Here is a 26,093-nt window from a genome sequence, read left to right on the forward strand (position 1 = left end):
CGCGCGGAGCATCCTCTCGCCGCCAGAGTGACGAATGTGACCACGACCACCATCACGACGGATGCCGCACCCCACTTGCGTATCGCCCGTCGCCTCGCCCCCGCCCAGGCCCTGTACATCTTCGGCAGTTCGGTCGACCTGACGCTCACCGGCATCGTCGGGGCGCGGCTCGCGCCGACCACGGCGCTGGCGACTCTGCCGTACAGCCTGATTCCCATCGCGGCCGTCGCCTCGACGTTCCTGTTCTCACGGCTGATCGGTCGCGTCGGCTACCGCGCCGTCTTCACCGGTGCCGCCTGCGTGGCCGTCGTGGCCGGAATCGTCTCGGCGCTCGCCGTGCAGCTCGACGTGTTCTGGCTGTTCTGCGTCGGCACCGGCCTCATCGGCGTCTACTCGGCCGGAGCCGGGTACTACCGTTACGCGGCGGCCGATGCGTCGGGTGCTCAGCGCGCCCGCGCGGTGACCACCGTGCTGGCGGGAGGGCTCATCGCCGCACTCCTCGGACCGTTCCTCGCCACGTGGGTGAGCGGCCTGCTGCCGGTCGTCTTCGTGGCGAGCTACCTGCTCGTCGCCCTGTTCGGCGCGCTCGCCGCAGTGTGGAACGCGTTGCTGCCCGCGGAACTCGCGCGACAGGGACGCACCGTGACGGCGCGACCGACGGGAGCGGCTCCGCAGGTCGCTCCCCGCACGCGCCGCGTGCTGTGGCGCCAACCGCTGTTGCTGGCCGGCGTCGCGGCGACGTCGTTCGCCGCGTTCTCGATGACGTCGATGATGACGGCCGGCCCGATCGCGGGCATGGCCATGGGCCACAGCGAGGCGGATGCCGCGTTCGCCGTGCAGCTGCACATGATCGGCATGTTCGCGCCCGGCTTCGTCATCGCGCGGGTCATCGGACGCCTGGGGGAGCGTGCGGTGGCGATCGTCGGCGCCATGCTCGTGATCGTCGCGGGAGCGGCGGCGAGCAGCACGGCAGAGTGGGCGTTCCTCACCTCGATGTTCGCGGTGGGAGTGGGCTGGAACCTCGCGTTCAGCGGCGGAAGCGCCCTGATCACCGACGCGTACCTGGCCTCAGAGCGGGGCCGGGTGCAGCCGGTCGCCGAGGTGATCACGAACGGGTTCCAGGTGATCGGCTCGCTCAGTGCGGGCGTGCTCGCCACCGTGCCGGGCTGGCGCATGCTCGGCATCGGTCTCATCGTGCTGTCGATCGTGGTCTCGATCGGAGTCGCCGCGGTGCGCCGTACGGTGCGTGCCGACACCGCCGGTTGACGGGGTGCTCCTCAACCCACGGGACGGGCTACCGCTGCGCGGTGCTCCTCAACCCACGGGACGGGCTACCGCTGCGTGGTGCTCCTCAACCCGCAGTGCGTAACGCCGAAATCGTGCGCACGGACGCGACGGAGCGCGGACTCCGTTGCGTCGCACGCCGCTGCGCGCCTGTCCTGGCGCCAGGAGTACCGCCTAGTGTGAAAGTCATGGCGCAGGACGACGGCCGCCGCACCTCAGGCGGAGCCCCCACCCCCGACGACGACCTGGCGCAGCGGGCCATCGACCTGGTTCGCGCGTGGCTGCAGGCATCAGAGGCGCGCGATGCCATCCCGGAGGCATCCAGGCGCGACCCGGCGGCCGAGCGACTTGCCGGGCTGCTGCAGGATGCGCGCGGGCTCGACTTCGCCGTCGGATTCGTCGACGGCGTGGCACGACCGCACGACGTCTACGCGGCGGCCAAGAGCCTGCACGCGCTGGGGCACGGCATCCCGCGCTTCCTGCCCTGGTACCAGCGCTGGGCCATCGCGCTCGGCGGGTTCGTGGCGCCGGCGTTGCCGTGGGTGGTCATCCCGATCGCGCGGCGCGTGCTGCGCTCCATGGTGGGGCATCTCATCGTGGATGCCACGCCGTCGCGGCTCGGCAAGGCCCTGGAGAAACTGCGCTCGGGCGGCGCGATCTCGGGCGGCGCATCCGGAGCCCGCGTGCGCCTCAACCTCAACCTGCTCGGTGAGGCGGTGCTGGGCGAGAACGAGGCGGACGCCCGACTCGCCGGAACCCGCGAGCTCATCGAGCGAGACGACGTGGACTACGTCTCCATCAAGGTGTCGAGCGTGGCCAGCCAGCTGTCGATGTGGGCCTTCGAGGAGTCGGTGGCACGCGTCGTGCAGAGGCTGCTCCCTCTCTACTTATATGCAGCGGCATCCCCGACGCCGAAGTTCATCAACCTCGACATGGAGGAGTACCACGACCTCGACCTCACGATCGCGGTCTTCAAGCGTCTGCTGGGCGACCAGCGTCTGCTCGGCCTCGAGGCCGGCATCGTGCTGCAGGCCTACCTGCCCGACGCGCTCGACGCCTTGCAAGACCTGACTGAGTGGGCTCTGAGCCGCAGGGCGGCGGGCGGCGCGCCGATCAAGGTGCGCATCGTGAAAGGCGCCAACCTGCCCATGGAACGGGTGGATGCCGCGGTGCACGGCTGGCACCTCGCGACCTACGACGGCAAGGTGCACACCGACGCCAACTACAAGCGCGTGCTCGACTGGGCGCTCACGCCGGAGCACACGCACGCGGTGAAGATCGGCGTGGCCGGCCACAACCTCTTCGATGTCGCGCACGCGTGGCTGCTGGCCCGAAGCCGCGGCGTCGACGACCGCATCGACTTCGAGATGCTGCTCGGCATGGCCGCCCAGCAGGCGGATGCCGTGGCCAACACCGTGGGCGGCCTGCTTCTGTATGCGCCGGTGGTGCACCCGCGGCACTTCGACGTGGCCATCTCCTATCTCATGCGCCGGCTGCAGGAGAACGCCGCAGACGAGGACTTCCTCTCCGCCGCCTTCGAACTCACCGACAAGCCCGACCTCTTCGAACGTGAGAAGGCCCGCTTCCTCTCCGCCGTCGCCGAGCTGGAATCGGATGCCGGCCCTCGCGGCCTCGCACCCCTCCCGAACCGCAGGCAGGACCGCGCGCGCGAGTGGGTGGACTCCGACCCGACGACGCTGTTCCACCCGCGCCCCGCACCCGTCGATCCGGCGGCCGAGGCGCAGGAGGAGGGACTCACCGCCGCGGTGCTCGGGCTCGAGCGCGGATCTCGTGGTGGCTTCTTCCCGACCACCGAGGTGATCACTCCCTTGGAGCCCGAAGAGGCACCGCCCATGACTCGCCGCGAGGCGCGGCTCGCCGAGACGGCTCCCACGCCGACCCAGGCATCCGAATCGCGGCGGGCGGCGGACGCCGTCGTCGACGAGAAGGCCTTCCGCAACGAGTCGGACACCGACTCCGCCCTGCCGTCGAACCGCGCGTGGGGCAGGCGCATCCTCGCCGCCGTCAGCGAGTCGACGCTCGGCGCCGACACGATCGCCGCGGCGCGCATCACCGACGAGGGGATGCTCGACTCCCTTCTGAGCACCGTGCAGTCCACCGGCGCACAATGGGGCTCCATTCCCGGCAGTGCCCGCGCCGCGGCCCTCGACAGGGTCGGCTTCGCACTCTCCGCCAACCGTGACCGCCTGATCGAGGTGATGGCCTCCGAGACGGGCAAGACGATCGCTGAGGCAGACCCCGAGGTGAGCGAGGCGATCGACTTCGCGCACTACTACGCCGCACTCGCCCGCGAGCTCGACACCGTGCAGGGTGCGACGTTCGTGCCGTCTCGGCTCACCGTGGCGACGCCGCCGTGGAACTTCCCGGTGTCGATCCCCGCCGGCAGCGTGCTCGGCCCGCTCGCAGCAGGCAGCGGTGTGGTGTTCAAGCCGGCGCCCCAGGCCAGGCGATGCGCCGCCGTGCTGGCCGAGTGCATCTGGGAGGCGGGGATCCCGCGTGAGCTGATGGCGCTCGCCGATGTGGAAGAGGGACCGCTCGGGCAGGCACTCATCTCCGATGCCCGAGTGGACCGGGTCATCCTCACCGGCGCGTACGACACGGCGAAGCTGTTCAAGAGCTGGCGTCCTGATCTGCCCTTGCTGGCCGAGACGAGCGGCAAGAACGCCATCATCGTCACGCCCAGCGCCGACGTCGACCTCGCCGTCGCCGACGTGGTGAAGAGCGCGTTCTCCAATGCCGGGCAGAAGTGCTCGGCCGCCAGCCTCGTCATCCTGGTCGGGTCGATGGGGTCGTCGCAGCGTTTTCTCGACCAGCTCGCCGACGCCGCGGAGAGCGTGTACGTCGGCTGGCCGGAGCAGCCGGTCACCTGGATGGGGCCGCTCATCGAGCCGGCTCAGGGCAAGCTGTCCTACGCGCTCACCGAGCTCGAGCCGGGCGAGGAGTGGCTGGTCGAGCCGCGCAGGCTCGACGACACAGGCAGACTGTGGTCGCCCGGAATCCGCACCGGCGTGCAGCCGGGATCGCGTTTTCACCAGACGGAGTTCTTCGGACCGGTGCTCGGCGTCATGCGGGCGCGCACGCTCGAACAGGCTCTCGAGTGGCAGAACGGCGTCGACTACGGCCTGACCGCCGGCCTGCACTCGCTCGACTCCGACGAGATCGACTTCTGGCTCTCCGCGGTCGAGGCGGGAAACCTCTACGTCAACCGCGGCATCACCGGGGCCATCGTGCAGCGGCAGCCGTTCGGCGGCTGGAAGCACTCGTCGATCGGGGCCGGCCACAAGGCGGGCGGCCCGAACTACCTCTTCGGTCTCGGCAGCTGGGTGGGCGATGCCGGCTCGTCCAGTTCGAGCCTTCACCTGCGCGGTCTCGACTCCCGGGTCTCGAAACTCATCGAGTCGGGCCAGCCGTCGATGAGCTACGAGGAGTTCGACCTCGTGCGCCGCTCCGCGCTGAGCGACGCGATCGCATGGGCGAACGAGTTCGGCGTCGTGCGCGATGCCGCCGGCCTCGGCGTGGAGCGCAACCTGTTCCGGTACCGCCCCGCGCGGGTGGACATCCGGCTGAGTCAGGGCGTCGGACTGCCCGCGCTGCTGCGCGTTCTCGCGGCGGCCACGCTCGTGCGCGGACGTTTCGACGTCAGCACTCCTGAGCAGCTGCCGCGGGAGCTGCGGGAGGCGCTGCACGAAGTGGGCGCGACAGAGCGGGTCGAAGCCGATGCGGTCTGGCTCGGCAGGCTCTCGGCCGCCGCGCGCAGAGACCCAGCCGACCCGTTGCTGCCCGACCGGGTGCCGGAACGCATCCGCCTCATCGGCGGGGATGCGGGCGCCGTCGCCAGAGCACTCGGCGAACGGATCGACGTCGCGGTGTATTCGGGGGCGGTGACGGCATCCGGTCGGGTCGAGCTGCTGCCGTTCCTCAAGGAGCAGGCCATCTCGATCACGAACCACCGCTTCGGCAGCCCGACGACGCTGACCGACGGGGTGATCTGATGCCCGAAGCGCCCCTCCTGCACCACCTCGAGTACGGAACAGGCGACCGCGTCGCGGTGCTGATGCACGGAATGCAGGGTTCCGCGGAAAGCTGGTGGCGCGTGGCGCCTCGTCTGGCCGACTCCGGCTATCGCGTGCTCGCGCTCGACATGCCGGGCCACGGCGAGTCGCCGCGCGACCCGCAGCTGACCATCGACGGTGCGGCCGACATGGTGACCCGCACCGTGGCATCCCTCACCGATCGCCCGCCCGCACTCGCCATCGGCTTCTCGATGGGCGGCCAGGTGCTCGCCGCGGCGGCGGAGCGGATGCGTCCCGGTCGCGCCGTGTACGTCGACTCGCCGTTCACCGCGCGCGGCGGGTGGGACCGCGACGAGGTGCTCGCCGACTATGAAGCCTCCAAACGCGCGCGAACCTACGACTACCTGCGCTCGTCCCGTCAGCACTACAGCGACACCGACTGCGAGGTCGAGGCTCGCGCCGCCGAGCGCTTCGACCCCGCGACGTGGGCTGGGGTGTCGGCCGGGCCGGGTGGACGGTGGATGCCCGCACCCGGCTCACTCGTCATCCGCGCCGACCCGAGCGAGTACGTCAGCGACGAGCTTGCCGCCGCGTTGCGTGCAGACGGCGTCGAGGTGGTCGACATCCCCGGCGCCGCGCACTCGGTCTGGTACAGCCACTACAACGAATTCATGGCGGCGCTGGAGCCCGTGCTGGCGGCCTGATCGGCGTCATCGGGATGCCTCGGCCCCGAGGCGTCGGGCTCGAAACCTGGCACGGACCGCAAGAGAACCTGACGATCCCCTGACAGCTCCGTGAGCCGTGGGCCGCCGCGATTCGGCGCAGCGCATCGAGTGGCGGTCGCGCGAAGTAGGTCAAGTGACCAGCTTCGCGACGTGACAACCGACCGGCGCGATCCGCGTCAGCATGCGGAACGCGAGGGGTCGCGCAGCGCGAGCGCGAGCATCCGTCGCGCCGCGATCACGCCGTGAATTCACCGAAATGGCCGCTGACCTGCTTCTTGAGAACCTGGATGCTCCCTGGCAGGTCTTCGGCGCCCCCTTCGTAGCGTGGACGGCGGCCGGGTGAAACCGGCCTTTTGTTTTGCTCCCGAACGAAGGTCGGTGGCCGCTGTACGACGCGGGCCACCGCAGTGATCCCGACTCATGCGCTTACTCACCCAGACGTACGACACCCTCAACACCACGATCAGCGGTATCCGTCCCGCCGTCGTCCGCGGTTGCTCGACCGTGGCCGCGGGCATTCGCTGGGCCCTCCCGACCCGAGGTGCGGGAGCCCACGTGGCGCCCGTCTCGCGACGCCCGAGCAAGAGGGCGATGACGCTGGCGGTCGCCGGCGTCTCGTTCGGCCTCATTGCCAGCCTCACCACGGCGCTGCCCGGATATGCGGCGCACGCGGAGCCGCTGAAGGCGACAACGGTCGCCGCGACGTCGCACCAGAGCAAGGCGCAGGTGCAGCGGGTCGCGCTGCGCTCTGAGATCGTCGCTGCGGCATCCCGAGGCGACGTGCAGAAGCTGGATGTCTCGACGCAGGCCGCCGCTCAGACCGTGCAGACCGACACGTACGGCGCCGTCGACGTCGTGGCCGACCTGCAGCAGAAGTACGGCATCACGCACGCCATGGCGCTGCAGCTCTTCTCCACGGACAGGCCGGCGGCCCGTGCCGCCATCGTCGCGACTGCGCTCAGCTACCTCGGCACGCCGTACGTGCTCGGCGGCGCCTCGCACAGCGGCATCGACTGCTCGGGGTTGACGATGGTCGCCTACGCGGCCGCCGGCGTGAGCCTGGCCCACTACGTGCCGACCCAGGATGCGGCGGGCACGCCGATCTCCGCAGCAGCAGCCCGTCCTGGCGACCTCGTCGTGTTCGATGACGAGGACCACGTCGGCATCTACATGGGCAACGGCCAGGTGCTGCACGCACCCACCGAGGGACGCGACGTCGAGCTCGACTCGCTCAGCACGTGGTCGGGCATCGCCTACCACTTCACCCGCCTGATCTGACCCCGCAGACGGTGCCCCTTTCGTACGCTCGGCGCTCGGGGCGGGCGGCAACCTCCGAGTCTTCTCAGTTGCACCCTCAGAGGCGTCGGCTAGGGTTGAACCCGGTCGGCTGAGCCGTCCGCATTTTGGGGGACACGGTAGTAAAACCTCCGTACCCCGTGTGCGGAAACGGGAGCAGGCTGGGAGCGAATGCGTCGTAAAGCAGAGACGGTTGCGCCTCATCGCGCCGGCACTGCCGCCCCTTCGGGCGCAGCCGAAGACGACCTCTCCGCTTTCGTCGGCATGTTCTCCGAGGATGCCGCCACCCCCGTCGCCTCCGCCCACCCGGCCACAGCCGCCTCGAGCCTGCAGACAGCACCTGCGCAAGCGGCCCCGACCGCGCCGACGATGACTCCGAGCACCTCGGCGCCACGCTCGCGGCGCGAGGCACGCGAGCGCGAGCGCGCTGCGCTCACGACCGATCCGATCCGCGTCGACGAGCTGACAGAGGCTCCGGTATTCGACACCGACGGGCAGCACAGCACTGTCACCCCCGGTGCGGCCGCGGCATCCGTCGCGCACGCGACGGCATCCGAAGCGACGACGCCGAGCGCGGGGGAGACGCCCGCCTATCCCTCGCGCAGGGCGATGCGCGAGGCGCTGCGGACAGCTCCCGAAGCGCAGTCGGTGAGTACGGCATCCGTGCCGTCCGACCGTGGCGAATCGCTCGAAGACCGTGACTCCGCGCACTCTGCCGCGTCGCTCGGGCACGCGGAGCCGGTGCGGGTGCACGAGACCGCGACGGCCAGCGGCGCCGACGAGGCGCGTGCATCGTCAGAGCCGCGCGAACGCCCAGCCCTGCGCACGCCGTCACCGGCGCGCGGATCGTCGAGGCCGAACGACGGCCTCTCGCGGCAAGCCCGCCGAGCCCGCCGCGTGAAGGCCTCCCGCGGTCCTGCGTTCGTCGCGGGCAGCGCCGTGCTGGCGCTCATCCCGAGTCTCATGATCGCCGCCCCCGCCAACGCGGCGACGACCACGCTCACGCCGGAGCAGCTTCAGGCCACCATCGACAGCAACACGAGGGTGCTTTCGCAGAAGCTCGCCGTGTCGGGCAACGTCGCCACCGACGACGTGCAGGCCGAGAACTATGTGGCAAGCGCCATCGCGGGCATCGTCGCGGCGGAGTCCGGCCCCGACGGTGCACAGGTGGCCGTCTCGCTGGCCGATGCGCTCCAGTACGGCGGCGCGCGCGAGAAGATCGTCGAGAAGGCGCTCACCTACCTCGGCGACCCCTACGAGCTCGGCGGCTCCTCGCACGACGGCATCGACTGCTCGGGCCTCACCATGGTCTCGTATGCGACGGTCGGCATCTCGCTTGCACACTACGTTCCCTCGCAGGACGCCGTGGCCACCACCATCTCGCAGGCCGAGGCCCAGCCAGGCGACCTCGTCTTCTTCGACGACGACGAGCACGTCGCCCTCTACCTCGGCGGCGGCATGATCATCGAGGCGCCGGACTACGGCATTCCGGTGCGCATCGTCTCGCTCTCGACCTGGAGCGGCATCGGATACCACTTCGGGCGCATCCTCAAGGACTGAGTCGCCTCTCCTCAACCAGCGGTCAGCGGCAGCGTGATGTCGACGGTGAGGCCCTCATCGGGACGCGAGGAGAGGCGGATGCTCCCGCGCGCGGCATCCACGAGCCCGGCGACGATCGCGAGCCCCAGCCCGCTGCCGGTCGTGGTGTTGCGCGCCGAGTCCGCGCGCGAGAAGCGGTCGAATGCGACAGGCACGAAGTCCGCAGGCATGCCGGGGCCGTCGTCCGCGATGGACAGTTCGACGGAGTTCGCGGTGTGGGACAGCCGCGCCGTCACGGTTCCTGCACCCTTGGCGGCGCCGATCGCCGTGATCGAGTTGGAGATGAGGTTGTCGACGACACGGCCGAACTCGCCGAGCGAGAGGGCGATCGCCCCGTGCGGCGGAACGTCGACGGCGACCTCGAAGTCGATGACGCACTCGATGCGGCGCACCACCGCCGCCTGTCGCATGCGGTCGATCGCCGCGGCGAGCTCGTCCCCGAGCTCCGGCCACGTCGCCGATCCGCGCTGACCGTGCGCGTCGATGCGCGACAGCTCGAGCAGGTTCGTCGCGAGCGTGGACAGCCGCAGAACCGTCTGATGCGCCTGACGCACATCGGCCAACAGCGCGTCCGGATCGCCGGAGTCGAGCTCCGCGAGTTCGAGCTCGCCGCGCAGCACGGCGAGCGGGGTGCGCAGCTCGTGGCTGGCATCCGACACCAGTTGCTTCTCACGGTCGGCGGATGCCCGCAGGTCGGCGATGAGGCCGTTGAGCGTCACGGCGAGCGCCGCGAGCTCGTCCCGAACGGGCGGCACCTTCAGCAGCTCCGCCCCTGCCCTGCCGTCTTTGCTGCCGTGCGTGAGCGCGTCGGCCTGCCTGCGCATGTCGTTCACCGGACGCAACGCGGTTCTGGCGAGGATGAACGACGCCAGCGTGAAGACGCCGACGAGCGCGATCATCCCCACGATGAGCGCGAGGCTGAGCCGGGCGAGCACGAGGTTGTTGGAGTCCTGATCACGAGCCGAGATGACGTGCCAGACGCCCTGCGACGTGAACACCGCCTTCGACCGCACCATGTACTCGTGCTGGTTGGTGTGCACGATGGTCGTCGCCTCGCTGGTGGTCAGCGGCACCCGTCCGTGCGGGCGCAGCGAGTGCGGCAGGGTGCTGAGCGTGACCTTGTCGTCGGGCGAGACCAGCGCGACGTACTGGTCTTCGAGCGGAACGGCATCCACATCGGCAGGGTTGCGCTGCAGCGCCTGCTCGAACTGCTCGGCGTCATCGCGCAACAGCGTCAGCGTGGCGTTGTTCAGAATGGCGCCGACGCCGGCACGGATGCCCACCACGGCGATCACCCCCACCAGCAGCGCGATCACGAGGCTGCCCACCGTGATGCGGGCTGTGATCGACAGCCGGGAGGCGATCGATCGGATCCATCTCACCGTCGTTGCTCTGCTGAGGGTTCCGCTTCTGCTGCGGCGTCGTGGGCCTCGACCGGCTCGAGACGGTAGCCGAGCCCGCGGACGGTGGTGATGCGGATGCCGGTGGCCGAGGCATCCAGCTTGCGGCGCACGTAGGAGACGTACTGGTCGAGCACGTTCTGGTCGATGTGCTCGTGGCCGCCCCAGATGTCGTCGAGGATGTCGCTGCGCGTCACCATCTCGCCGGCGTGCGTCGCCAGCAGCCGTACCAGCGAGAACTCGCGCGGGCTGAACGCCACCTGCTTGCCGTCGACGGATGCCTTGTGCTCGAGCGAGTCGATCGTCAGCTTGCCGACGCGCAGAGTGGGCTTGCCGGAGGCATCCCTGCGCAGCAGTGCGCGCAGCCTGGCGGCGAGCTCCGCGAAGGCGAACGGCTTGGTGAGGTAGTCGTCGGCGCCGGAGTCGAGGCCGAAGACGCGGTCTTCGACGGCATCGCGCGCGGTGAGCAGCAGGATGGGCATGGTGCGGCCGGACTCGCGCACACGCCGGCAGAGCTCGAAGCCGCTCATGCCGGGCAGCATCACGTCGACGGCCATCGCGTCAACCGGGTGGTCGCGAAGAGCGATCAGTGCGTCGACGCCGTTGTCGACGGCGATGACGTCGTAGCCTTCGGCGTCGAGTCCGCGGCGGAGCAGGCGGGCCATGTCAGGGTCGTCCTCCACCACGAGGAGGCGCGCGGTCGTTTCGTCCACGCTCCCTATCGTCACAGAGTGCGCTGTGTGCGTCGAGAGCAACTGCTATGCGAGCACTCAGGAAGCGTGCCGGCGCGGTGCAGCTCTACTCGATCTCGCGGTGCACCAGCCGAGACAGCACGATCGCGCTGCGGGTGTGGTCGACGCTGGGCGCGACGCGCACGCGCTCGAGCGCGGCCTCGAGGCTCGGGATGTCGCGCGACCTGATGCGCAGAATGGCGTCGGCGCTGCCGGAGACGGTGCAGGCATCCGCCACCTCGGGCACGGCAGAGAGGATGCGCTGCAGTTCGCTGGGCGACACCGTCCCGCGGCAGAACAACTCGACGTACGCCTCGGTGCTCATGCCATCGATGGTGGGGTCGACGTTGATGGTGAACCCGCGGATGACGCCGTCGGCGACCAGGCGATCGATGCGGCGCTTGACGGCGGATGCGGACAGCCCGACACGCGAACCGATGTCGCCGTACGAGGCGCGGGAGTTCTCGCGCAGCAGGTCGATGATGTTCCGGTCCAGGTTGTCCATTGGGTCATTGTAGGGTGATCTGTTGCGTTCAAATGCCCAAGAGCGCACGAATCGTGCAGTGGATGCCACACCGTGCGCAACATCCCGGTGCGACACTGGAAGACATGACGGCCATCGACTCCACTGACGCACGCCTTCGATCCGGCGAAGGACGTGGGCCCGAAGGCGAACCGCAGGGTGCGGCATCCGCTCCCTCAGCCCAGCCGCGCGCCGTCGAGCACCTCGTGCCGCATCACCGCAGCTACCTGATGTGCCGCCCCGAGTTCTTCACCGTGAGCTACCGCATCAACCCGTGGATGCACCCGCAAGACCCTACCGACACCCAGAACGCGATCGCGCAGTGGACGACGCTTTACGACACATTCGTCGGACTCGGGCACGAGGTGCAGCTGATCGATCCCATCCCGGGGCTGCCCGACATGGTGTACACCGCCAACGGCGGTTTCATCATCGACGGCGTCGCCTACGGCGCGAAGTTCACCTACGAGCAGCGGCAGCCCGAGGGGCCCGCGTTCATGGAGTGGTTCGGCGAGCACGGGTTCCGCGTCGTCGACCCGCGACAGATCAACGAGGGTGAGGGCGACATCCTGCTGGTGGGCACACGCATCCTCGCCGGAACCGGGTTCCGCAGCAGCGTCGAGTCGCACGCCGAGCTCGCCGAGACATTCGGCCGCGAGGTCGTCACGCTGGGGCTCGTCGATCCGCGCTTCTACCACCTCGACACCGCGATCTCGGTGCTCGATCCGATCGACGACGACGAGAACGCGAACATCGCCTACGTGCCCGCCGCGTTCGACGAGCCGAGTCGGAAGAAGCTGGAGCAGCTGTATCCCGACGCGATCATCGTGAGCGAAGAGGATGCCGGCATCCTGGGCCTCAATTCCATCTCGGACGGTTACAACGTCGTGATCGCCAAGCGCGCGGTCGGCTTCGAGAAGCAGCTGCGCGAGCGCGGCTACAACCCGATCGGCGTCGACCTGTCCGAACTTCTCCTCGGGGGAGGTGGCGTCAAATGCTGCACTCTGGAACTTCGCCGGTGACACCTGCCGCGACAAGTGCCCGTTCCGGACGTTCGAGCCAGACCGGGCGGGCGCAGACGTCCGGAACGGTCACGAATACGGGGGAGCTGCTGCGGCTCGAAGACGAGCACGCGGCGCACAACTACGCGCCGTTGCCTGTCGTGATCGCCTCGGGCGACGGCGCCTGGGTGACGGACGTCGACGGTCGCCGCTATCTCGACTGCCTCGCCGCGTACTCCGCCGTGAACTTCGGGCACTCCAACCCGCGCCTCGTCGAGGTGGCCAAGGAGCAGCTCGACCGCATCACGCTCACCAGCCGCGCGTTCCACAACGACAGGTTCGGACCGTTCGCCACCGAGCTCGCCGCGCTCTGCGGCAAAGACATGGTGTTGCCGATGAACACCGGCGCGGAGGCCGTCGAGACCGGCATCAAGACCGCGCGCGCATGGGGCTATCGAGTGAAGGGCGTCGCTCCCGACGCCGCGAACATCATCGTCTTCAACGGCAACTTCCACGGCCGCACCACCACCATCGTCGGCTTCAGCGACGACGAGGATGCGCGCGACGGCTTCGGCCCCTTCACTCCCGGGTTCCGCAGCGTGCCCTATGGCGACGCGGCCGCCGTCGCCGCGGCGATCGACGAGAACACGGTGGCGGTGCTCGTCGAGCCCATCCAAGGCGAAGCCGGCGTCATCGTGCCGCCCGACGGCTTTCTCCCGGAGCTGCGCAGACTCTGCACCGACAACGACGTGCTGCTGATCGCCGACGAGGTGCAGTCGGGGCTGGGGCGTGTCGGCGAGACCTTCGCGTGCGGGCTGTGGGGCGTCATCCCCGACGTCTATCTGCTGGGCAAGGCGCTCGGCGGCGGCATCATGCCGGTCTCGGCCGTGGTCGCGAACCGCGATGTTCTCGGCGTGTTCCGCGCGGGGGAGCACGGCTCCACCTTCGGCGGCAACCCGCTCGCCTGCGCCGTCGGCATCGAGGTGATCAGGATGCTCGCCACCGGCGAGCCGCAGCAGCGCGCCCGCGAGCTGGGCGAGCGTCTGCGCTCCCGGCTGGAGGCGCTCATCGGCCACGGTGTGACCGCGGTGCGCGGCGCCGGTCTGTGGGCGGGCGTCGACATCGACCCGGCGATCGGAACGGGGCGCGAGCTGGCGGAGAGGATGCTGCGCCGCGGCATCCTCGTCAAGGACACGCACGGTGCGACGATCCGCTTCGCCCCGCCCATCGTCGTGGAGCAGGGCGATCTCGACTGGGCGATCGACGAGTTCGCCGCCGCGCTGCACATCGCCGGCTGAGGAGCGCCGCGGAGCGGGGCGTCTCGAAGCCCCGCACAGCTGGGTGCTTCGCGGAGCGGTTTCGAGACGCGCGCTGATGCGCGCTCCGGGGCCGGCGGTGGAGACTCAACCGGCGGTGGAGACCCTCAGAACTCGGACACGCGCACGCCGAGCCACTCGGCGAGGTCGGCGATCTCGGCCCGCACCATCTCGTCTTCCTCCGGCTCGAACGGGATGACCTGGTGCACCGCGTTGATGCGCAGCACCTCGTGCTCGCGGTCGACCTCGGCGTCGAGCATCCCCATGAAGACGTCGCCGATGAGGATGGGGTGCGCGAAGTATCCGTACACCCGCTGCGACTTCGGCTTGTACTGCTCGAGGATGTAGTCGAAGTCGAAGATCTCGCGCAGGCGCGGTCGGTCGAACAGCATGCCGTCGTACGGGCTGAGGATGGCGACCCGGCCGTCGGCATCCTCGTTCAGTGCCGCGAGAGCCTGCGGGTCGACGCGGTACTTGCGCTTCGAGCCCTCGATCACGGCAGGCTCGCCCGCGTCGCCGACCGGGGTCCACGGCGACCTCTGCTTCGCGATGCCGGCGGCCTGCAGGCGGCGTTCGTCGAGCATCCTCGCTGCCTCCTCCGGCTCGTACTCGGGCAGGTCGGACGGGTACGCACGCTCGGCGATGTCCCAGAGTCGGTGTCGTCCCTCCCTGCGCACGACGGCGATCTGTCCGGTTCGCGACAGGAACTCCAGCATCCGCGGCACCTGGTTGGGGCCGTACCAACCTGCCTCGTCGTCGCGTGCGACCGCGGCGGTGTCGGGAATGTCGGACGCGAGCAACGGGCCCTCGGCACGCAGGCGGGCGAGCACTTCGTCTCGGAAGTTCTCGTTCGCGGCGAGCCATTCCTTCGTGCTGTCGCGCAGCGGCCGGGTGCGCATCCACGGAAGCATGAGCGGCAGCAGGCCGGCCGCATAGAAGGAACCGTCGAACTCGAAGAGCGCGTGGTCCATCTCGACGGCCTTCTTGAGCTGGCCGGGCTCGTACGACCAGCCGACGCGCGACCACAGGATGGTGTGCTCGGCCGGGGCGATCACCGCCGTCGGGTCGATCTTGATGGAACAGACCTGCTCGGCCACCTCGACGACGTCGCTGGGACGTTCGGCGTCGAGCAGCTGTGCGCGCACCGCGATGCGTCGCGCTTCGTCACGCGTGAGCTGGTGGACCACGTGGTCGAGGGTAGTCCCGGCCGCCGACGGTGCGCGCGTTCAGCATCGGCGACCACAATGGATGCCATGGCCAACGACGTCGACGCCCTCATCTCCCAGCTCACTCTCGAAGAGAAGGCGGCGCTCGTCACGGGCGACGGCTTCTGGCACACCAGAGCGATCGAACGACTGGGCATCCCGTCCATCGTGCTCAGCGACGGGCCGCACGGCGTTCGACGTCAGCCCGCGAACCAGGAGAACGGCATCGGCGGCAGTTACCCCGCCACCTGCTTCCCGCCCGCCGTCGGTCTCGGCTCGACCTGGGACGCCGAGCTCGTCGAACGGGTCGGCGAGGCGCTCGGCGACGAGTCCAACGCGCTCGATGTGCAGGTGCTGCTCGGGCCGGGCATCAACATCAAGCGCTCGCCGCTGTGCGGGCGCAACTTCGAGTACTTCTCCGAGGACCCGCTGATCGCCGGCTCGCTGGGAGCGGCGCTGATCCGCGGCATCCAGTCCAAGGGCGTCGGCACGTCGCTGAAGCACTACGCGGCCAACAGCCAGGAGACCGACCGCTTTCGGGTGAGCGCCGACATGGATGAGCGCACGGCCAGAGAGATCTACCTCGCCGGCTTCGAACGCGCGGTGAAGGAGGCCTCGCCCGCCACACTCATGGCGGCCTACAACAGGCTCAACGGCGTCTACGCCACCGAGGATCACTGGCTGCTCACCGACGTGCTCCGTGAGGAGTGGGGCTTCGACGGTCTCGTCGTCTCCGACTGGGGCGCGGTCAACGACAGGGATGCCGCGGTCGCGGCCGGCCTCGACCTCGAGATGCCCGAGTCGGAGGCCGGCCCGACCGCGATCGTGGCGGCCGTGCGGGGCGGCTCCCTCGACGAGGCCGCGCTCGACGCTGCCGTGCGCAACGTGCTTCGGCTCGTGCTCGACCACGCGCACCTCAAGGCGGATGCCGGCCGTGCGCTCGCCGTTCCCGACGACCTGGTCGAGGCGCATCACGATCTCGCCAGGGAGGTGGCGTCGAGGGCCGCGGTGCTGCTCAAGAACGACGGGGAGATTCTGCCGCTGTCGACGGAGGCATCCATCGCCGTCGTCGGCGAGTTCGCACGCAACCCGCGCTACCAGGGCGCGGGCAGCTCGCAGATCGTGCCGACCCGACTCGATGACGCGCTCACGCAGATTCGGCAGATCGCCGGTTCGGGCGTGACGTTCGCGCCGGGATTCACGCTCGACGGCAGCGGGGATGCCGCGGCGCTGCGCAGCGAGGCCGTGGCCGTGGCGACCGCCGCCCAGGTGGTCGTCGTCTTCCTCGGCCTGCCGTCGGTGGCGGAGTCGGAGGGCTACGACCGCGAGAACATCGACCTTCCCGTCGATCAGATCGCGCTGCTCGCCGAGGTCGCGCAGGCGAATCCGAACGTCGTCGTCGTGCTGTCGAACGGGTCGGCGGTGCGCGTCTCCGACTGGCAGGCTGGTGCGCGTGCCGTGCTCGAGGGATGGCTGCTCGGGCAGGGCGGCGGGCGGGCGACCGCGGACATCCTCTTCGGCATCGCCAATCCGAGCGGTCGGCTCACCGAGACCATCCCGGAGAAGCTCGAAGACAACTCGGCGTTCCTCGTCTACCCGGGGCGCGACGGCCACCTGCCGTACGGCGACGGTGTCTTCGTGGGCTACCGCTGGTACGACGCGCGCGAGCTGCCTGTGAGCTACCCGTTCGGGCACGGCCTCTCGTACACGACGTTCCAGTACTCGGGCCTGTCGCTGAGCATGACGGGAGAGGATGCCGACCTCGCCGTGCACGCATCCGTCACGGTCACGAACACGGGCACCGTCGCGGGCCGTGAGATCGTGCAGCTCTATGTGAGCGCACCCAGTGCCGAGGTGCGGCGTCCGCTGAACGAGCTGCGCGGATTCCGTGCGGTGCCGCTGGAGCCGGGCGAGAGCCGGGAGGTATCGTTCACGCTCGGGTTCCGCGACTTCGCGTACTTCCACCCGACGCTGAAGCGCTGGTATGTCGAGAACGGGTCGGTGGACATTCTGGTCGGAGCGAGCTCGCGGGACATTCGCGAGCGCGGCAGCGTCGAGCTGCGGGTGAACGAACCTGTGGCGCCGCTCGACCGCCAGTCGACGGTGGCGGAGTGGATGAAGCATCCGGGCGGCCAGCAGGTGCTGCAGGGGCTGATCAAGCAGGCCGCGGCTCAGAACCCCGAGGCGGCGATGATGTTCCAGGACCAGGAGCTCATCACCATGATGGGGTCGATGCCGCTGCGTCGCATCGGGCGCTTCCCGGGAATCGGCCTCGACGACCAGGCGCTCGACGCGATCGTCGCGCAGGCGAACGCGGCCGTCTGACCCGTGCCGCCTGCCGCCGTGCAGGATATGCGGTCCGCCGAGGACATATCCGGCTCCGATCGCCGCATATCCTGCGCGGCTGCGGTGCTGCGCGTGAACGCCCTGGTGGGGCATAGCCTGGGGTGATGAGTGCGGACGCGGGGGCGCCGACCGACACGACGCGAGACGAACACGGGAAGACCTTCTTCGGGCAGCCGAGGTCGCTGGCCAACATCTTCGGGGTGGAGATGTGGGAGAGGTTCTCCTTCTACGGCATGCAGGGCATCCTGCTGCTCTACCTCTACTTCTCGGTGGCCGACGGCGGCCTCGCGATGCCGAAGCCCGTGGCGGCGGGCATCGTCGGCGCCTACGGCGGCGCGGTCTACCTGTCGACGATCATCGGCGCGTGGGTGGCCGACCGGCTGCTCGGCTCCGAGCGCGTGCTGTTCTACAGCGCGATCGTCATCATGTGCGGGCACCTCTCGCTCGCGCTGCTGCCCGGACTCGCCGGGCTCGGTGTGGGCCTCGTACTCATCGCCGTCGGATCCGGCGGGCTCAAGGCCAACGCCACCACAGTGGTCGGCACGCTCTACGGCGAGCACGACACGCGACGGGATGCCGGGTTCTCGATCTTCTATCTCGGCATCAACCTCGGCGCCTTCTTCGGGCCGCTGCTGACGGGGTTGCTGCAAGACACGATCGGGTTCCACTTCGGTTTCGGGCTCGCCGCGCTCGGCATGGCCATCGGTCTCGTGCAATACTCGTTCGGCCGCAAGCGGCTGCCGGCCGAGGCGAGCAAGGTTCCCAACCCGCTGCCGCGTTCGCGTTACGGGCTGTGGATCGGCATCGCGCTCGCGGGCGTGGCCGTGATCGTCGTGCTCACGCTCGTCGGTGTCATTCGGGCGACGAACCTCTCGCTCGTGGTCATCATCGTGACGGTCGTGGCCGCGGTCGCCTATTTCGCGGTCATCCTCGCCAGCAACCTCACGGATGTCGAGCGCAGCCGCGTCTACGCGTTCATCCCGCTCTTCATCGCGAGCACAGCGTTCTGGTCGTTGTACCAGCAGCAGTTCACCGTCGTCACGTTCTATTCGGACACTCGACTCAACAGGGACATCTTCGGGTGGGAGTTTCCCATCTCGTGGGTGCAGTCGATCAACCCCATCTTCATCATCATCCTGAGCGGAGTCTTCGCCGCCATCTGGACGAAGATGGGCGAGCGACAACCGTCGACGCCGATCAAGTTCGCGCTGGGCACCGCGATCATGGGCGTGGCTTTCCTGCTGTTCCTGCCGTTCGCGGGCGGCGGCAAGAACAGCACACCGCTCATCGCGATGGTGGGCATCCTCTTCGTCTTCACGATCGCCGAGTTGCTGCTCTCGCCCGTCGGGCTGTCGGTCTCGACAAAGCTCGCGCCCGCGCGTTTCCACGCGCAGATGGTCGCGCTCTTCTTCTTGTCCGTCGCGTTGGGCACGGCACTCAGCGGTCAGCTGGCCGAGCTTTACTCGCCGCAGACCGAGGGCTGGTACTTCGGAATCCTCGGTGCGATCGCCATCGTGATCGGCGTGCTGCTCGCGCTCGCCGCGCCGTGGATCCGGCGAGCCATGCGCGGCGTGCAATAGGCAGGGTGCGAGAAGCAGAGCGCACGAGGTGGGGCGCAGTGGGCAGCGCGCCGTATGCGGCTCACCCCAGAGAATGCGTCGGGCTCAGCGGCCGAGGGCGCCCAACTGGATGAGGAGCCAGATGGAGACACCGGTGCCGACGGCGAGGGCGGCACCGCCCGTGATGATGCCGGTGAGGGCGAAGGCGCGCGGTTTGCCGCCGAGGTAGCCGATGATGCCGAGCGCGATCGCGACGAACGCCGGGATCCAGGCGGCGAAGCTCACCCCGGGGATGACCGCGAACGCGGCTGCGACGATGCCGAGGATCATCGCGATCAGGCCGAACTTGGCCCGTGGGTTCACCGGCGTGGGAGCGGCGGCGCTGCCGAACGACCACCGCAACGATGCGGCATCGGCTGCGTCTGCGGGCAGGACGCCTTCGGCGGTCGGCCCTCCGATCGGCGCGGGCGGCAGCGGAGCGTACGGCTCCGGCTGGAACACCGGTGCCGCGGGGGCGACCGGCGCGACGTACGGCTCCGGCTGGAACGTGGGAGCGGCGGGAGTGGGGAATGGCTCCGGCTGAGGACTCGGAGCAGCGCCGGGAAACGATGCCGTGTCCGCGATCGGTGTGACCGCTGTCGCGGACTGCGGCGAGACATCCTGCGCCTCGAACGGTGGCCCGACGGGGCGCATGATCGTCGAGTCCTCGATCTCGGATGCCGCTGCAGAAATCCCCCCGGTGGCGGGAGCGCGGTGCACTGCGCGGGAGATGCCGGTCCACTCGATTCCCGACCAGTACAGTTCTTCCGCGTCATTCCACGGATTCGGGTACCAGCCCGCCGGAATCTCTGCCGCCATGCGAGGAATCCTAGTGGCTGGCGGTCCCGCAGGCCCCGGCGGGTGACTCGTGCCAGGGGTGGCGAGCGGCGGCATCCCACATGTGCGCCCGAGTAGGTTAGATGCGGTGTGTGCACACCCCCGTGTGCCCGCATTGCGTCACAGCGGCCCTGCCGCCTTCACCCATGAGGAGACCATGAGAATCTCGGTCACTGGTTGCGGCTATCTCGGAGCCGTGCACGCCTCTGCAATGGCCCAGTTGGGGCACGATGTGGTCGGCATCGACGTGGATGCCGCGAAGATCGATCGTCTTGCGGCGGGTGAACCGCCCTTCTTCGAGCCGGGGCTGCCCGACCTGCTCACGGAGTCCACGGCGTCCGGACGTCTGCGCTTCACCACGGATGCAGCCGCCGCCGCGAACGCGACGGTGCACTTCGTCGCGGTGGGCACCCCGCAGACCGCCGACGGCAACGCCGCGGACCTGCGTTATGTGGATGCCGCCATCGACGGCCTTCTTCCGCACATCGGTCCCGGCCACACGGTCGTCGGCAAGAGCACCGTGCCGGTCGGCACCGCGGCTCGGCTGGCCGAGCGGGTGAAGGCCACGGGTGCGCGTCTCGCGTGGAATCCTGAGTTCTTGCGCGAGGGTTTCGCGGTGGACGACACGGTGGAACCCGATCGCTTGGTCTACGGCGTCGAAGCGGGAGACGACTCGTCGGTCGCCGTGCTCGACGAGGTGTACGAGCACGCGCTCGGGCTGGGCACGCCGCGCATCGTCACCGACTTCGCCACCGCCGAGCTCGTCAAGGTGTCGGCCAACGCGTTTCTCGCGACGAAGATCTCATTCATCAACGCGATGGCGGAGATCGCCGAGGCGACCGGGGCGGATGTCACGCAGCTCGCGGATGCCATCGGCCACGACGCCCGCATCGGGCGTCGGTTCCTGAACGCCGGCGTGGGTTTCGGCGGTGGATGCCTGCCCAAGGACATCCGCGCCTTCACGGCGCGGGCGGACGAGCTCGGCCGCGGCGATGCGGTTGCGTTCCTCAAAGAGGTCGACGCGATCAACCTGCGCCGCCGCAAGCGCGTGGTCGACCTCGCGACCGCGGAGCTCGGCGGCTCCGTCGTGGGCCGCAAGGTGGCGGTGCTCGGGGTGACGTTCAAGCCGAACTCGGACGACGTGCGCGATTCGCCTGCGCTCGACGTGGCGGTGTCGCTCAAGGGACTGGGTGCGAACGTGGTCGCGACCGACCCGAAGGGGATCGAGAACGCGAGGAGCAGGCATCCTCAGCTCGACTACGTCGACGACGTGAACGAGGCGCTGCGCGGCGCGGATCTCGTGATCCTCGTGACGGAGTGGGCCGAGTACAGGCAGCTCGATCCCGCTGCCGCGCGCACCCTGGTGGCGATGCCGACCATCATCGACGGACGCAACACGCTCGACCGCGACGCCTGGGTCGGCGCGGGCTGGCGGTACCGGGGCATGGGCCGCGACTGACCGAAGCACGATCAGAGGACCAGAGGATGTTCGTCGACCTTCCCGAGGCGCAGCTGCGCGCCTACAGCAGCGACCAGAACGACCCCGCCGACTTCGACGCCTTCTGGGTGCGCACGCTGGCGGAGTCGCGTGCCTTTCCGCTGGGGGTCGTGCTCACGCCCGTCGACACGGGACTGACGAGCATCGAGACGTACGACGTCACCTTCAACGGCTATGCGGGCCAGCCGATCAAGGCGTGGTTGCGGGTGCCGGCCGGCGCCTCGGGGCCGCTGCCCACGATCGTGCAGTTCCAGGGGTACGGCGGCGGCAGGGGGCACGCTCTCGAGAACCTGCTGTGGGCATCCGCCGGCTACGCGCACTTCTTCATGGACACGCGCGGCCAGGGCTCGACCTGGGGTGGTGGCGACACCGCGGATCCCGACGGCAGCGGGCCGGCCTATCCCGGCGTGATGACGCGCGGCATCGAGAGCCAGGAGACCTACTACTACCGGCGGCTGTTCACGGATGCCGTGCGCGCCGTCGAGGCCGCGCGGTCGCTCGACGTGGTCGACGCCTCCAGGGTGGTCGTCACGGGAGGCAGTCAGGGCGGCGGCATCACGCTCGCCGTCGCGGGGCTCGTGCCCGACCTGGTCGGGGCGTTTCCGCGGGTTCCCTTCCTCTGCGACTTCCGCAGGGCATCCGTGATCACCGACGCCTTTCCGTACAAGGAGATCGGTCGCTACCTCGCGGTGCACCGCGACCGCGTCGAGCAGGTGCACGACGTGCTGGCCTACTTCGACGGTGTCAACTTCGCCAAGCGGGCGACGGCGCCGGCCTGGTTCACCACGGCGCTGATGGACGACGTGTGCCCTGCGTCGACCGTGTTCGGTGCCTTCAACGCGTATGCCGGGGCGGCCAAGCAGATCGAGATCTGGCCGTACAACGGACACGAGGGCGGGCAGATCGACGACGATCAGCAGATGCTGCGGGTGCTGCGCGAGCTGATGCCGGCCTGAGCCGCTGCACTGCTGAGCCGCTGCCTTTCTGAACCGCTGCCGAGCCGAGCTGCTCCTTGTCTGGGCCATTGCCGAACCGACCCGCGGACTCGCGCGGATTCTCGGGGTGACGGAGGGTGCAGAAACCTCCGTCGGTGAGACGCATCTCAGGCTGCGGGCGTCGTGCGAGCCGCATCCGAAGCTGAAGCATCGACGGCTGCACTACGTTCACGGCTATGGGCTCGTACACGTTCCTCGGACTGCCGCTGCACATCCTTCTCGTGCACGTGGTGGTGGTGCTCGTACCGCTCACGGCGATCGCGGTGTTGCTGCACGGACTGTGGCCGGCAGCGGCTCGGCGTCTCGGGTTCGTCACGCCGCTGGCGGCCCTCGTGGTGCTCGTGCTCACCCCGATCACGGTGAACGCCGGGCAGGCGCTGGAGACCGAGGTTCCCGTCACGGCGGCGGTGCAGCAGCACGCCGACCTCGGTCAGACGCTGCTCGGCTGGGTCATCCCGCTGTTCGTCGTCGCGGTCGTCGAGTGGGTCTGGACCCGGTGGGGTGAGAGGATGCTCGGCGCCCGGATCACCCCCAGCGCCGTGCTCGGCATCCGCCTGCTCATCGGCATCGCGGCCGTCGTGGTGGCCGTGGGCGTCGTGATCGACGTGGTGCTCATCGGCGATGCCGGCGCACGCGCCGTGTGGGGACACCTCGCGAACGTGGGCTGATCGAGCGAGCTCGCTGCGGCGGGGCTGCGGCACGCACCGCTGTAACCGGGCCAGCCCCTGCGCGATTGCGCCACCTCTCGGCTGCTGCGCCAGAAAACGTGGCGCGGCAGCCGAGAGCCGGCGCAGCAGCGGGAGAGCGGCGGCCGCCGCTCCGGCTACTTCTTCGCGGACGAGGCCGACCGCGTGCGGGACGCGGCGGCGCGCGGGCGCGGGGTCGAGGCATCCGCCGCTTCGGTCGCCGCGCGGTGCACGGGCTGCAGGCGGGCGAGCTGTGTCACGTGCGACGGGGCGAGCTCCTCGAGCGACGAGACGCCGAGCAGGCGCATGGTGCGAACGAGCTGGGTCGACAAGATGTCGATCGTCTTGTCGACGCCCGCGCGGCCGCCCGCCATCAGGCCGTAGAGATATGCGCGGCCGATGAGCGTGAACTTCGCGCCGAGCGCCACGGACGCCACGATGTCGGCGCCGTTCATGATGCCTGTGTCGATCATGACGGTGGCGTCCTTGCCGACCTCGCGCACGACATCCGGCAGCAGCCAGAACGGCACGGGCGCGCGGTCGAGCTGACGGCCTCCGTGGTTGGAGAGCACGATGCCGTCGACGTCGAGGTCGATCAGCTTCTTGGAGTCCTGCACGTTCTGCACGCCCTTGATCACGATCTTGCCCGGCCACAGCTCGCGGATGACGGCGAGGTCTTCGTAGCTGATCGTCGGGTCCATGGCGGCGTCGAGCAGGTCGCCGACCGTGCCGCCCGTCGACGACAGCGACGCGAACTCGAGCGGCGGGGTGGTGAGGAAGTCGATCCACCACCACGGCCGTGGAATGGCGTTGATGATGGTGCCGAGCGTCAGCTGCGGGGGAATGGAGAACCCGTTGCGCTTGTCGCGCAGGCGGGCGCCGGCGATGGGCGTGTCGACCGTGAACATGAGCGTGTCGAACCCGGCGGCCGCTGCGCGCTTGGCGAGCCCGTACGAGATCTCGCGGTCGCGCATGACGTAGAGCTGGAACCAGTTGCGGCCGTTCGGGTTCGCCGCCTTGACGCCCTCGATCGACGTCGTGCCGAGCGTCGAGAGCGTGAACGGGATGCCCGCGGCACCCGCCGCGCCCGCGCCGGCGATCTCGCCCTCGGTCTGCATCAGCCGGGTGAACCCGGTCGGCGCGATGCCGAACGGCAGCGCCGACGGACCTCCGAGGATCCGGGTCGACGTGTCGACATCGACAGCGGGCTTGAGGATGCCGGGGTGGAACTCCACGTCCTCGAACGCCTGCCGCGCCCTGGCGAGGCTGATCTCGCCCTCCGCCGAGCCGTCGGTGTAGTCGAAGGCGGCCTTCGGGGTACGGCGCTTCGCGATCGTGCGTAGGTCGGCGATCGTGAGCGCGGCATCCAGTCGCCGCTTCTTCGCGTTGAGCTCGGGCTTTTTGAACTTCATCAGCTGTGCGAGTTCGCGCACATCGGGCAGCTGGCGCTGGACCATGGGTTCTCCTTCGTCGTGTCTCGTGTGTGTCGTGTCTCGTGTGTGTCGCCTTCGCCGAGACGTCACACAACGCGATCGGTTCCGCGTGCGGAGCGCGTTTTGTGACGTCTCGGCGGGTGGTCTGTCGCCGGCGGCGACCCGGTGAGGCGCGACTCGGCGTGATAGGCGGCGACGTGGGCGCGCACGCGTGCTGCGGCATCCATCGCGTCGCCGGTCGTGATGGCGTGCACGATCGCGCGGTGCTCGGCGCGCAGCCGAGCGGATGTCTGCACCCACGACGGCAGGTTCGGCACCGCCGCGAGCACGTAGCCTTCGATCGAGTCGCGCAGGCCGGCCATGGTGGCGCTGAGCACCGTGTTTCCGGATGCCTCCGCCAGCGCCACGTGGAACCGTGCGTCGAGCGCGAGGAACTCGGCGGGCGTGAGGCCGTCGGCGTCCATGGCGTCGAGCAACGCGGATGCCCGAGCCAGGTCGGGCGCGCCGCTCCCGCTCCGTGCCGCGTGCCGATCGTGCGCGGCTGCGGTCGTCTCGTGCGCGGCTGCGGTCGTCGTCGCGAGGTGCGCCGCGATGGCGGGCTCGACAACGAGCCGGGCCTCCACCACGTCGGCCACCGGGAATCCCTGTGCCGCGACGTGCAGCCGCATCACCGCGCTGAGCCCGCCGTCGGGTGACGAGACGATGATGGCGCCCGCGCTCGGACCGCTGCCGGTCGCGGTGCGCACGAGGCCGAGCACCTCGAGCACCCTGATCGCCTCGCGCACAGACGAGCGTGCGACGCCGAGCTCGGCGGCGAGCTGGCGCTCCGACGGTAGGTGATCGCCGGGTTCGAGTTCTCCGCTCAGCAGCCGCGCCTCGATGTTCTCGAGCGCGGTGCGCCACGCCCGCGATGGTGGGAGCGATGCGGCGCTCGCAGACGGGGATGCCGCAGTCGCCGAGGCGACGGCATCCTGTGGTCCGACCACAATGTGGCTCATGGTGCACGAGCCTACCATTGTGGTCAGACCACACGCGGGCGCATGCGAGAGACTCGCGTCTGCGCCAGCTCGTGGCTGTCGCGCCAGAAGACGTGGCGCAAGCGCCGAGTGCTGGCGCAGCACCGGTCAGGAGGGACCCCGAGCCGGATCAGTGCCGCGTGAGCCGCGCCGGCGGCGTTCCGACGGCGAACGACGAGCACTCCGGACACTCGTTCGCCAGTGGATGCCTGCACTGCCTCAAGTGCTCGAGGTAGGCATCCGTCTCACGGAGCTGGCTGATCGCCGCCTGCACGCGCTCGCGCTCCTCGGCGATCAGAACGAGGCGTTGCGCTTCGTCCGACGGTGCCAGCGCTCGGATCTGCGCGAGCGACAGGCCGGCCCGCTGGCACCGCCGGATGATCAGCGCGCGCGTCGCCAGATCGTCGTCGTAGACGCGCTGCCCGTTCGGCGTGCGGGCGGGCACGAGCACGCCGACGTCTTCCCAGTGCCGGAGAACGTGCGTCTCTACGCCGACCTTCGCGGCGACGTCTCCGATTCGATGGTCTGTCATGACATGTCCTTGACTTCAGGTCAACCTGAACATTTAGC

Annotated in this window: 20 protein-coding genes; 12 read left to right on the forward strand and 8 right to left on the reverse strand. The window is 69.5% G+C overall.

What is annotated here, in order from left to right:
- Nucleotides 1–36 precede the first annotated feature (36 nt).
- The 5 genes from FPZ11_RS13825 to FPZ11_RS13845 all read left to right on the forward strand — a co-directional run bounded on the left by FPZ11_RS13825 (nt 37) and on the right by FPZ11_RS13845 (nt 8,899).
- Entirely contained in the window at nt 37–1,266 is a 1,230-nt protein-coding gene (locus tag FPZ11_RS13825) for an MFS transporter (protein WP_168203835.1), read from the forward strand.
- A gap of 206 nt (nt 1,267–1,472) precedes the next feature.
- Nucleotides 1,473–5,297, forward strand: coding sequence for a proline dehydrogenase family protein (locus FPZ11_RS13830; RefSeq protein ID WP_146321728.1), 3,825 nt, complete (start codon nt 1,473–1,475; stop codon nt 5,295–5,297).
- A complete protein-coding gene (locus FPZ11_RS13835; protein ID WP_146321729.1) occupies nt 5,297–6,022 on the forward strand; it encodes an alpha/beta fold hydrolase in 726 nt (241 codons plus the stop codon). The genes FPZ11_RS13830 and FPZ11_RS13835 overlap by 1 nt, the downstream gene beginning before the upstream one ends.
- Nucleotides 6,023–6,463: 441 nt before the next feature.
- Nucleotides 6,464–7,321 carry a C40 family peptidase gene (locus FPZ11_RS19935; RefSeq protein WP_246846269.1) on the forward strand — a complete coding sequence of 286 codons (858 nt, stop codon included), beginning with the start codon at nt 6,464–6,466 and terminating at the stop codon, nt 7,319–7,321.
- A 189-nt stretch (nt 7,322–7,510) separates the two neighbouring features.
- Nucleotides 7,511–8,899: a C40 family peptidase gene (locus FPZ11_RS13845; protein ID WP_146321730.1), complete on the forward strand. Its 1,389-nt coding sequence runs from the start codon at nt 7,511–7,513 to the stop codon at nt 8,897–8,899.
- 11 nt (nt 8,900–8,910) lie between these two features.
- Here the strand turns inward: FPZ11_RS13845 and FPZ11_RS13850 are convergent, their stop codons facing one another.
- The 3 genes from FPZ11_RS13850 to FPZ11_RS13860 form a co-directional block, all read right to left on the reverse strand.
- Nucleotides 8,911–10,320, reverse strand: coding sequence for a sensor histidine kinase (locus FPZ11_RS13850; RefSeq protein WP_246846270.1), 1,410 nt, complete (start codon nt 10,318–10,320; stop codon nt 8,911–8,913).
- Complete coding sequence (locus FPZ11_RS13855; RefSeq protein WP_246846271.1) at nt 10,317–11,051, reverse strand: response regulator transcription factor; 735 nt, start codon at nt 11,049–11,051, stop codon at nt 10,317–10,319. Before FPZ11_RS13855 ends, FPZ11_RS13850 begins: the two co-directional genes overlap by 4 nt.
- An 85-nt stretch (nt 11,052–11,136) precedes the next feature.
- Nucleotides 11,137–11,574 carry an Lrp/AsnC family transcriptional regulator gene (locus FPZ11_RS13860; protein WP_146321731.1) on the reverse strand — a complete coding sequence of 146 codons (438 nt, stop codon included), beginning with the start codon at nt 11,572–11,574 and terminating at the stop codon, nt 11,137–11,139.
- Between the two features lie 248 nt (nt 11,575–11,822).
- Here FPZ11_RS13860 and ddaH point away from each other — a divergent pair, with 248 nt between their 5' ends.
- Entirely contained in the window at nt 11,823–12,614 is a 792-nt protein-coding gene (gene ddaH / locus FPZ11_RS13865) for a dimethylargininase (protein WP_146322904.1), read from the forward strand.
- Entirely contained in the window at nt 12,587–13,891 is a 1,305-nt protein-coding gene (gene rocD, locus FPZ11_RS13870; protein ID WP_146321732.1) for an ornithine--oxo-acid transaminase, read from the forward strand. Before ddaH ends, rocD begins: the two co-directional genes overlap by 28 nt.
- Before the next feature lie 125 nt (nt 13,892–14,016).
- Here rocD and FPZ11_RS13875 read toward each other — a convergent pair whose 3' ends face one another.
- Nucleotides 14,017–15,096 (reverse strand): DNA glycosylase AlkZ-like family protein, encoded by a 1,080-nt coding sequence (locus tag FPZ11_RS13875; protein WP_146321733.1) that lies wholly within the window; start codon nt 15,094–15,096, stop codon nt 14,017–14,019.
- A gap of 66 nt (nt 15,097–15,162) precedes the next feature.
- Here FPZ11_RS13875 and FPZ11_RS13880 point away from each other — a divergent pair, with 66 nt between their 5' ends.
- Together FPZ11_RS13880 and FPZ11_RS13885 are read left to right on the forward strand one after the other, a co-directional pair.
- The gene (locus FPZ11_RS13880; RefSeq protein ID WP_146321734.1) at nt 15,163–17,439 is read left to right on the forward strand and encodes a glycoside hydrolase family 3 C-terminal domain-containing protein; all 2,277 of its coding nucleotides are present in this window, start codon (nt 15,163–15,165) and stop codon (nt 17,437–17,439) included.
- 125 nt (nt 17,440–17,564) lie between these two features.
- Entirely contained in the window at nt 17,565–19,040 is a 1,476-nt protein-coding gene (locus FPZ11_RS13885; RefSeq protein ID WP_146321735.1) for a peptide MFS transporter, read from the forward strand.
- An 84-nt stretch (nt 19,041–19,124) separates the two neighbouring features.
- Here FPZ11_RS13885 and FPZ11_RS13890 read toward each other — a convergent pair whose 3' ends face one another.
- Nucleotides 19,125–19,877 carry a hypothetical protein gene (locus tag FPZ11_RS13890; protein ID WP_146321736.1) on the reverse strand — a complete coding sequence of 251 codons (753 nt, stop codon included), beginning with the start codon at nt 19,875–19,877 and terminating at the stop codon, nt 19,125–19,127.
- Nucleotides 19,878–20,052: 175 nt separating this feature from the next.
- Between FPZ11_RS13890 and FPZ11_RS13895 the strand changes: the two genes are divergently transcribed.
- The 3 genes from FPZ11_RS13895 to FPZ11_RS13905 all read left to right on the forward strand — a co-directional run bounded on the left by FPZ11_RS13895 (nt 20,053) and on the right by FPZ11_RS13905 (nt 23,056).
- Nucleotides 20,053–21,354, forward strand: a complete 1,302-nt coding sequence (locus tag FPZ11_RS13895; protein ID WP_146321737.1) for a UDP-glucose dehydrogenase family protein — start codon at nt 20,053–20,055, stop codon at nt 21,352–21,354.
- A 26-nt stretch (nt 21,355–21,380) separates the two neighbouring features.
- Entirely contained in the window at nt 21,381–22,349 is a 969-nt protein-coding gene (locus FPZ11_RS13900; protein ID WP_146321738.1) for an acetylxylan esterase, read from the forward strand.
- A 215-nt stretch (nt 22,350–22,564) separates the two neighbouring features.
- Entirely contained in the window at nt 22,565–23,056 is a 492-nt protein-coding gene (locus FPZ11_RS13905) for a hypothetical protein (protein WP_146321739.1), read from the forward strand.
- A 155-nt stretch (nt 23,057–23,211) separates the two neighbouring features.
- Here the strand turns inward: FPZ11_RS13905 and FPZ11_RS13910 are convergent, their stop codons facing one another.
- From FPZ11_RS13910 to FPZ11_RS13920, 3 genes are all read right to left on the reverse strand, one after another.
- A complete protein-coding gene (locus FPZ11_RS13910) occupies nt 23,212–24,531 on the reverse strand; it encodes an alpha-hydroxy acid oxidase (RefSeq protein ID WP_146321740.1) in 1,320 nt (439 codons plus the stop codon).
- 62 nt (nt 24,532–24,593) lie between these two features.
- Nucleotides 24,594–25,505, reverse strand: a complete 912-nt coding sequence (locus FPZ11_RS13915) for a FadR/GntR family transcriptional regulator (RefSeq protein ID WP_146321741.1) — start codon at nt 25,503–25,505, stop codon at nt 24,594–24,596.
- A gap of 148 nt (nt 25,506–25,653) precedes the next feature.
- Nucleotides 25,654–26,055, reverse strand: coding sequence for a MerR family transcriptional regulator (locus FPZ11_RS13920; RefSeq protein WP_146321742.1), 402 nt, complete (start codon nt 26,053–26,055; stop codon nt 25,654–25,656).
- Nucleotides 26,056–26,093: the final 38 nt, after the last annotated feature.

Origin of the sequence: Humibacter ginsenosidimutans (assembly GCF_007859675.1) — a bacterium.
In the GTDB taxonomy this organism is placed as follows: Bacteria; Actinomycetota; Actinomycetes; order Actinomycetales; family Microbacteriaceae; genus Humibacter; species Humibacter ginsenosidimutans.

What these genes read in the sequence shown, in the direction of transcription:
- FPZ11_RS13835 (WP_146321729.1), top strand. Translation starts at nt 5,297, where the DNA reads ATGCCCGAAGCGCCCCTCCTGCACCACCTCGAGTACGGAACAGGCGAC.
- FPZ11_RS13845 (WP_146321730.1), top strand. Translation starts at nt 7,511, where the DNA reads ATGCGTCGTAAAGCAGAGACGGTTGCGCCTCATCGCGCCGGCACTGCC.
- FPZ11_RS13880 (WP_146321734.1), top strand. Translation starts at nt 15,163, where the DNA reads ATGGCCAACGACGTCGACGCCCTCATCTCCCAGCTCACTCTCGAAGAG.
- FPZ11_RS13890 (WP_146321736.1), bottom strand. Translation starts at nt 19,877, where the DNA reads ATGGCGGCAGAGATTCCGGCGGGCTGGTACCCGAATCCGTGGAATGAC.
- FPZ11_RS13920 (WP_146321742.1), bottom strand. Translation starts at nt 26,055, where the DNA reads ATGACAGACCATCGAATCGGAGACGTCGCCGCGAAGGTCGGCGTAGAG.
- FPZ11_RS13900 (WP_146321738.1), top strand. Translation starts at nt 21,381, where the DNA reads ATGTTCGTCGACCTTCCCGAGGCGCAGCTGCGCGCCTACAGCAGCGAC.
- FPZ11_RS13885 (WP_146321735.1), top strand. Translation starts at nt 17,565, where the DNA reads ATGAGTGCGGACGCGGGGGCGCCGACCGACACGACGCGAGACGAACAC.
- FPZ11_RS13915 (WP_146321741.1), bottom strand. Translation starts at nt 25,505, where the DNA reads ATGAGCCACATTGTGGTCGGACCACAGGATGCCGTCGCCTCGGCGACT.
- FPZ11_RS13860 (WP_146321731.1), bottom strand. Translation starts at nt 11,574, where the DNA reads ATGGACAACCTGGACCGGAACATCATCGACCTGCTGCGCGAGAACTCC.
- ddaH (WP_146322904.1), top strand. Translation starts at nt 11,823, where the DNA reads ATGTGCCGCCCCGAGTTCTTCACCGTGAGCTACCGCATCAACCCGTGG.
- rocD (WP_146321732.1), top strand. Translation starts at nt 12,587, where the DNA reads ATGCTGCACTCTGGAACTTCGCCGGTGACACCTGCCGCGACAAGTGCC.
- FPZ11_RS13905 (WP_146321739.1), top strand. Translation starts at nt 22,565, where the DNA reads ATGGGCTCGTACACGTTCCTCGGACTGCCGCTGCACATCCTTCTCGTG.
- FPZ11_RS13895 (WP_146321737.1), top strand. Translation starts at nt 20,053, where the DNA reads ATGAGAATCTCGGTCACTGGTTGCGGCTATCTCGGAGCCGTGCACGCC.
- FPZ11_RS13830 (WP_146321728.1), top strand. Translation starts at nt 1,473, where the DNA reads ATGGCGCAGGACGACGGCCGCCGCACCTCAGGCGGAGCCCCCACCCCC.
- FPZ11_RS19935 (WP_246846269.1), top strand. Translation starts at nt 6,464, where the DNA reads ATGCGCTTACTCACCCAGACGTACGACACCCTCAACACCACGATCAGC.
- FPZ11_RS13910 (WP_146321740.1), bottom strand. Translation starts at nt 24,531, where the DNA reads ATGGTCCAGCGCCAGCTGCCCGATGTGCGCGAACTCGCACAGCTGATG.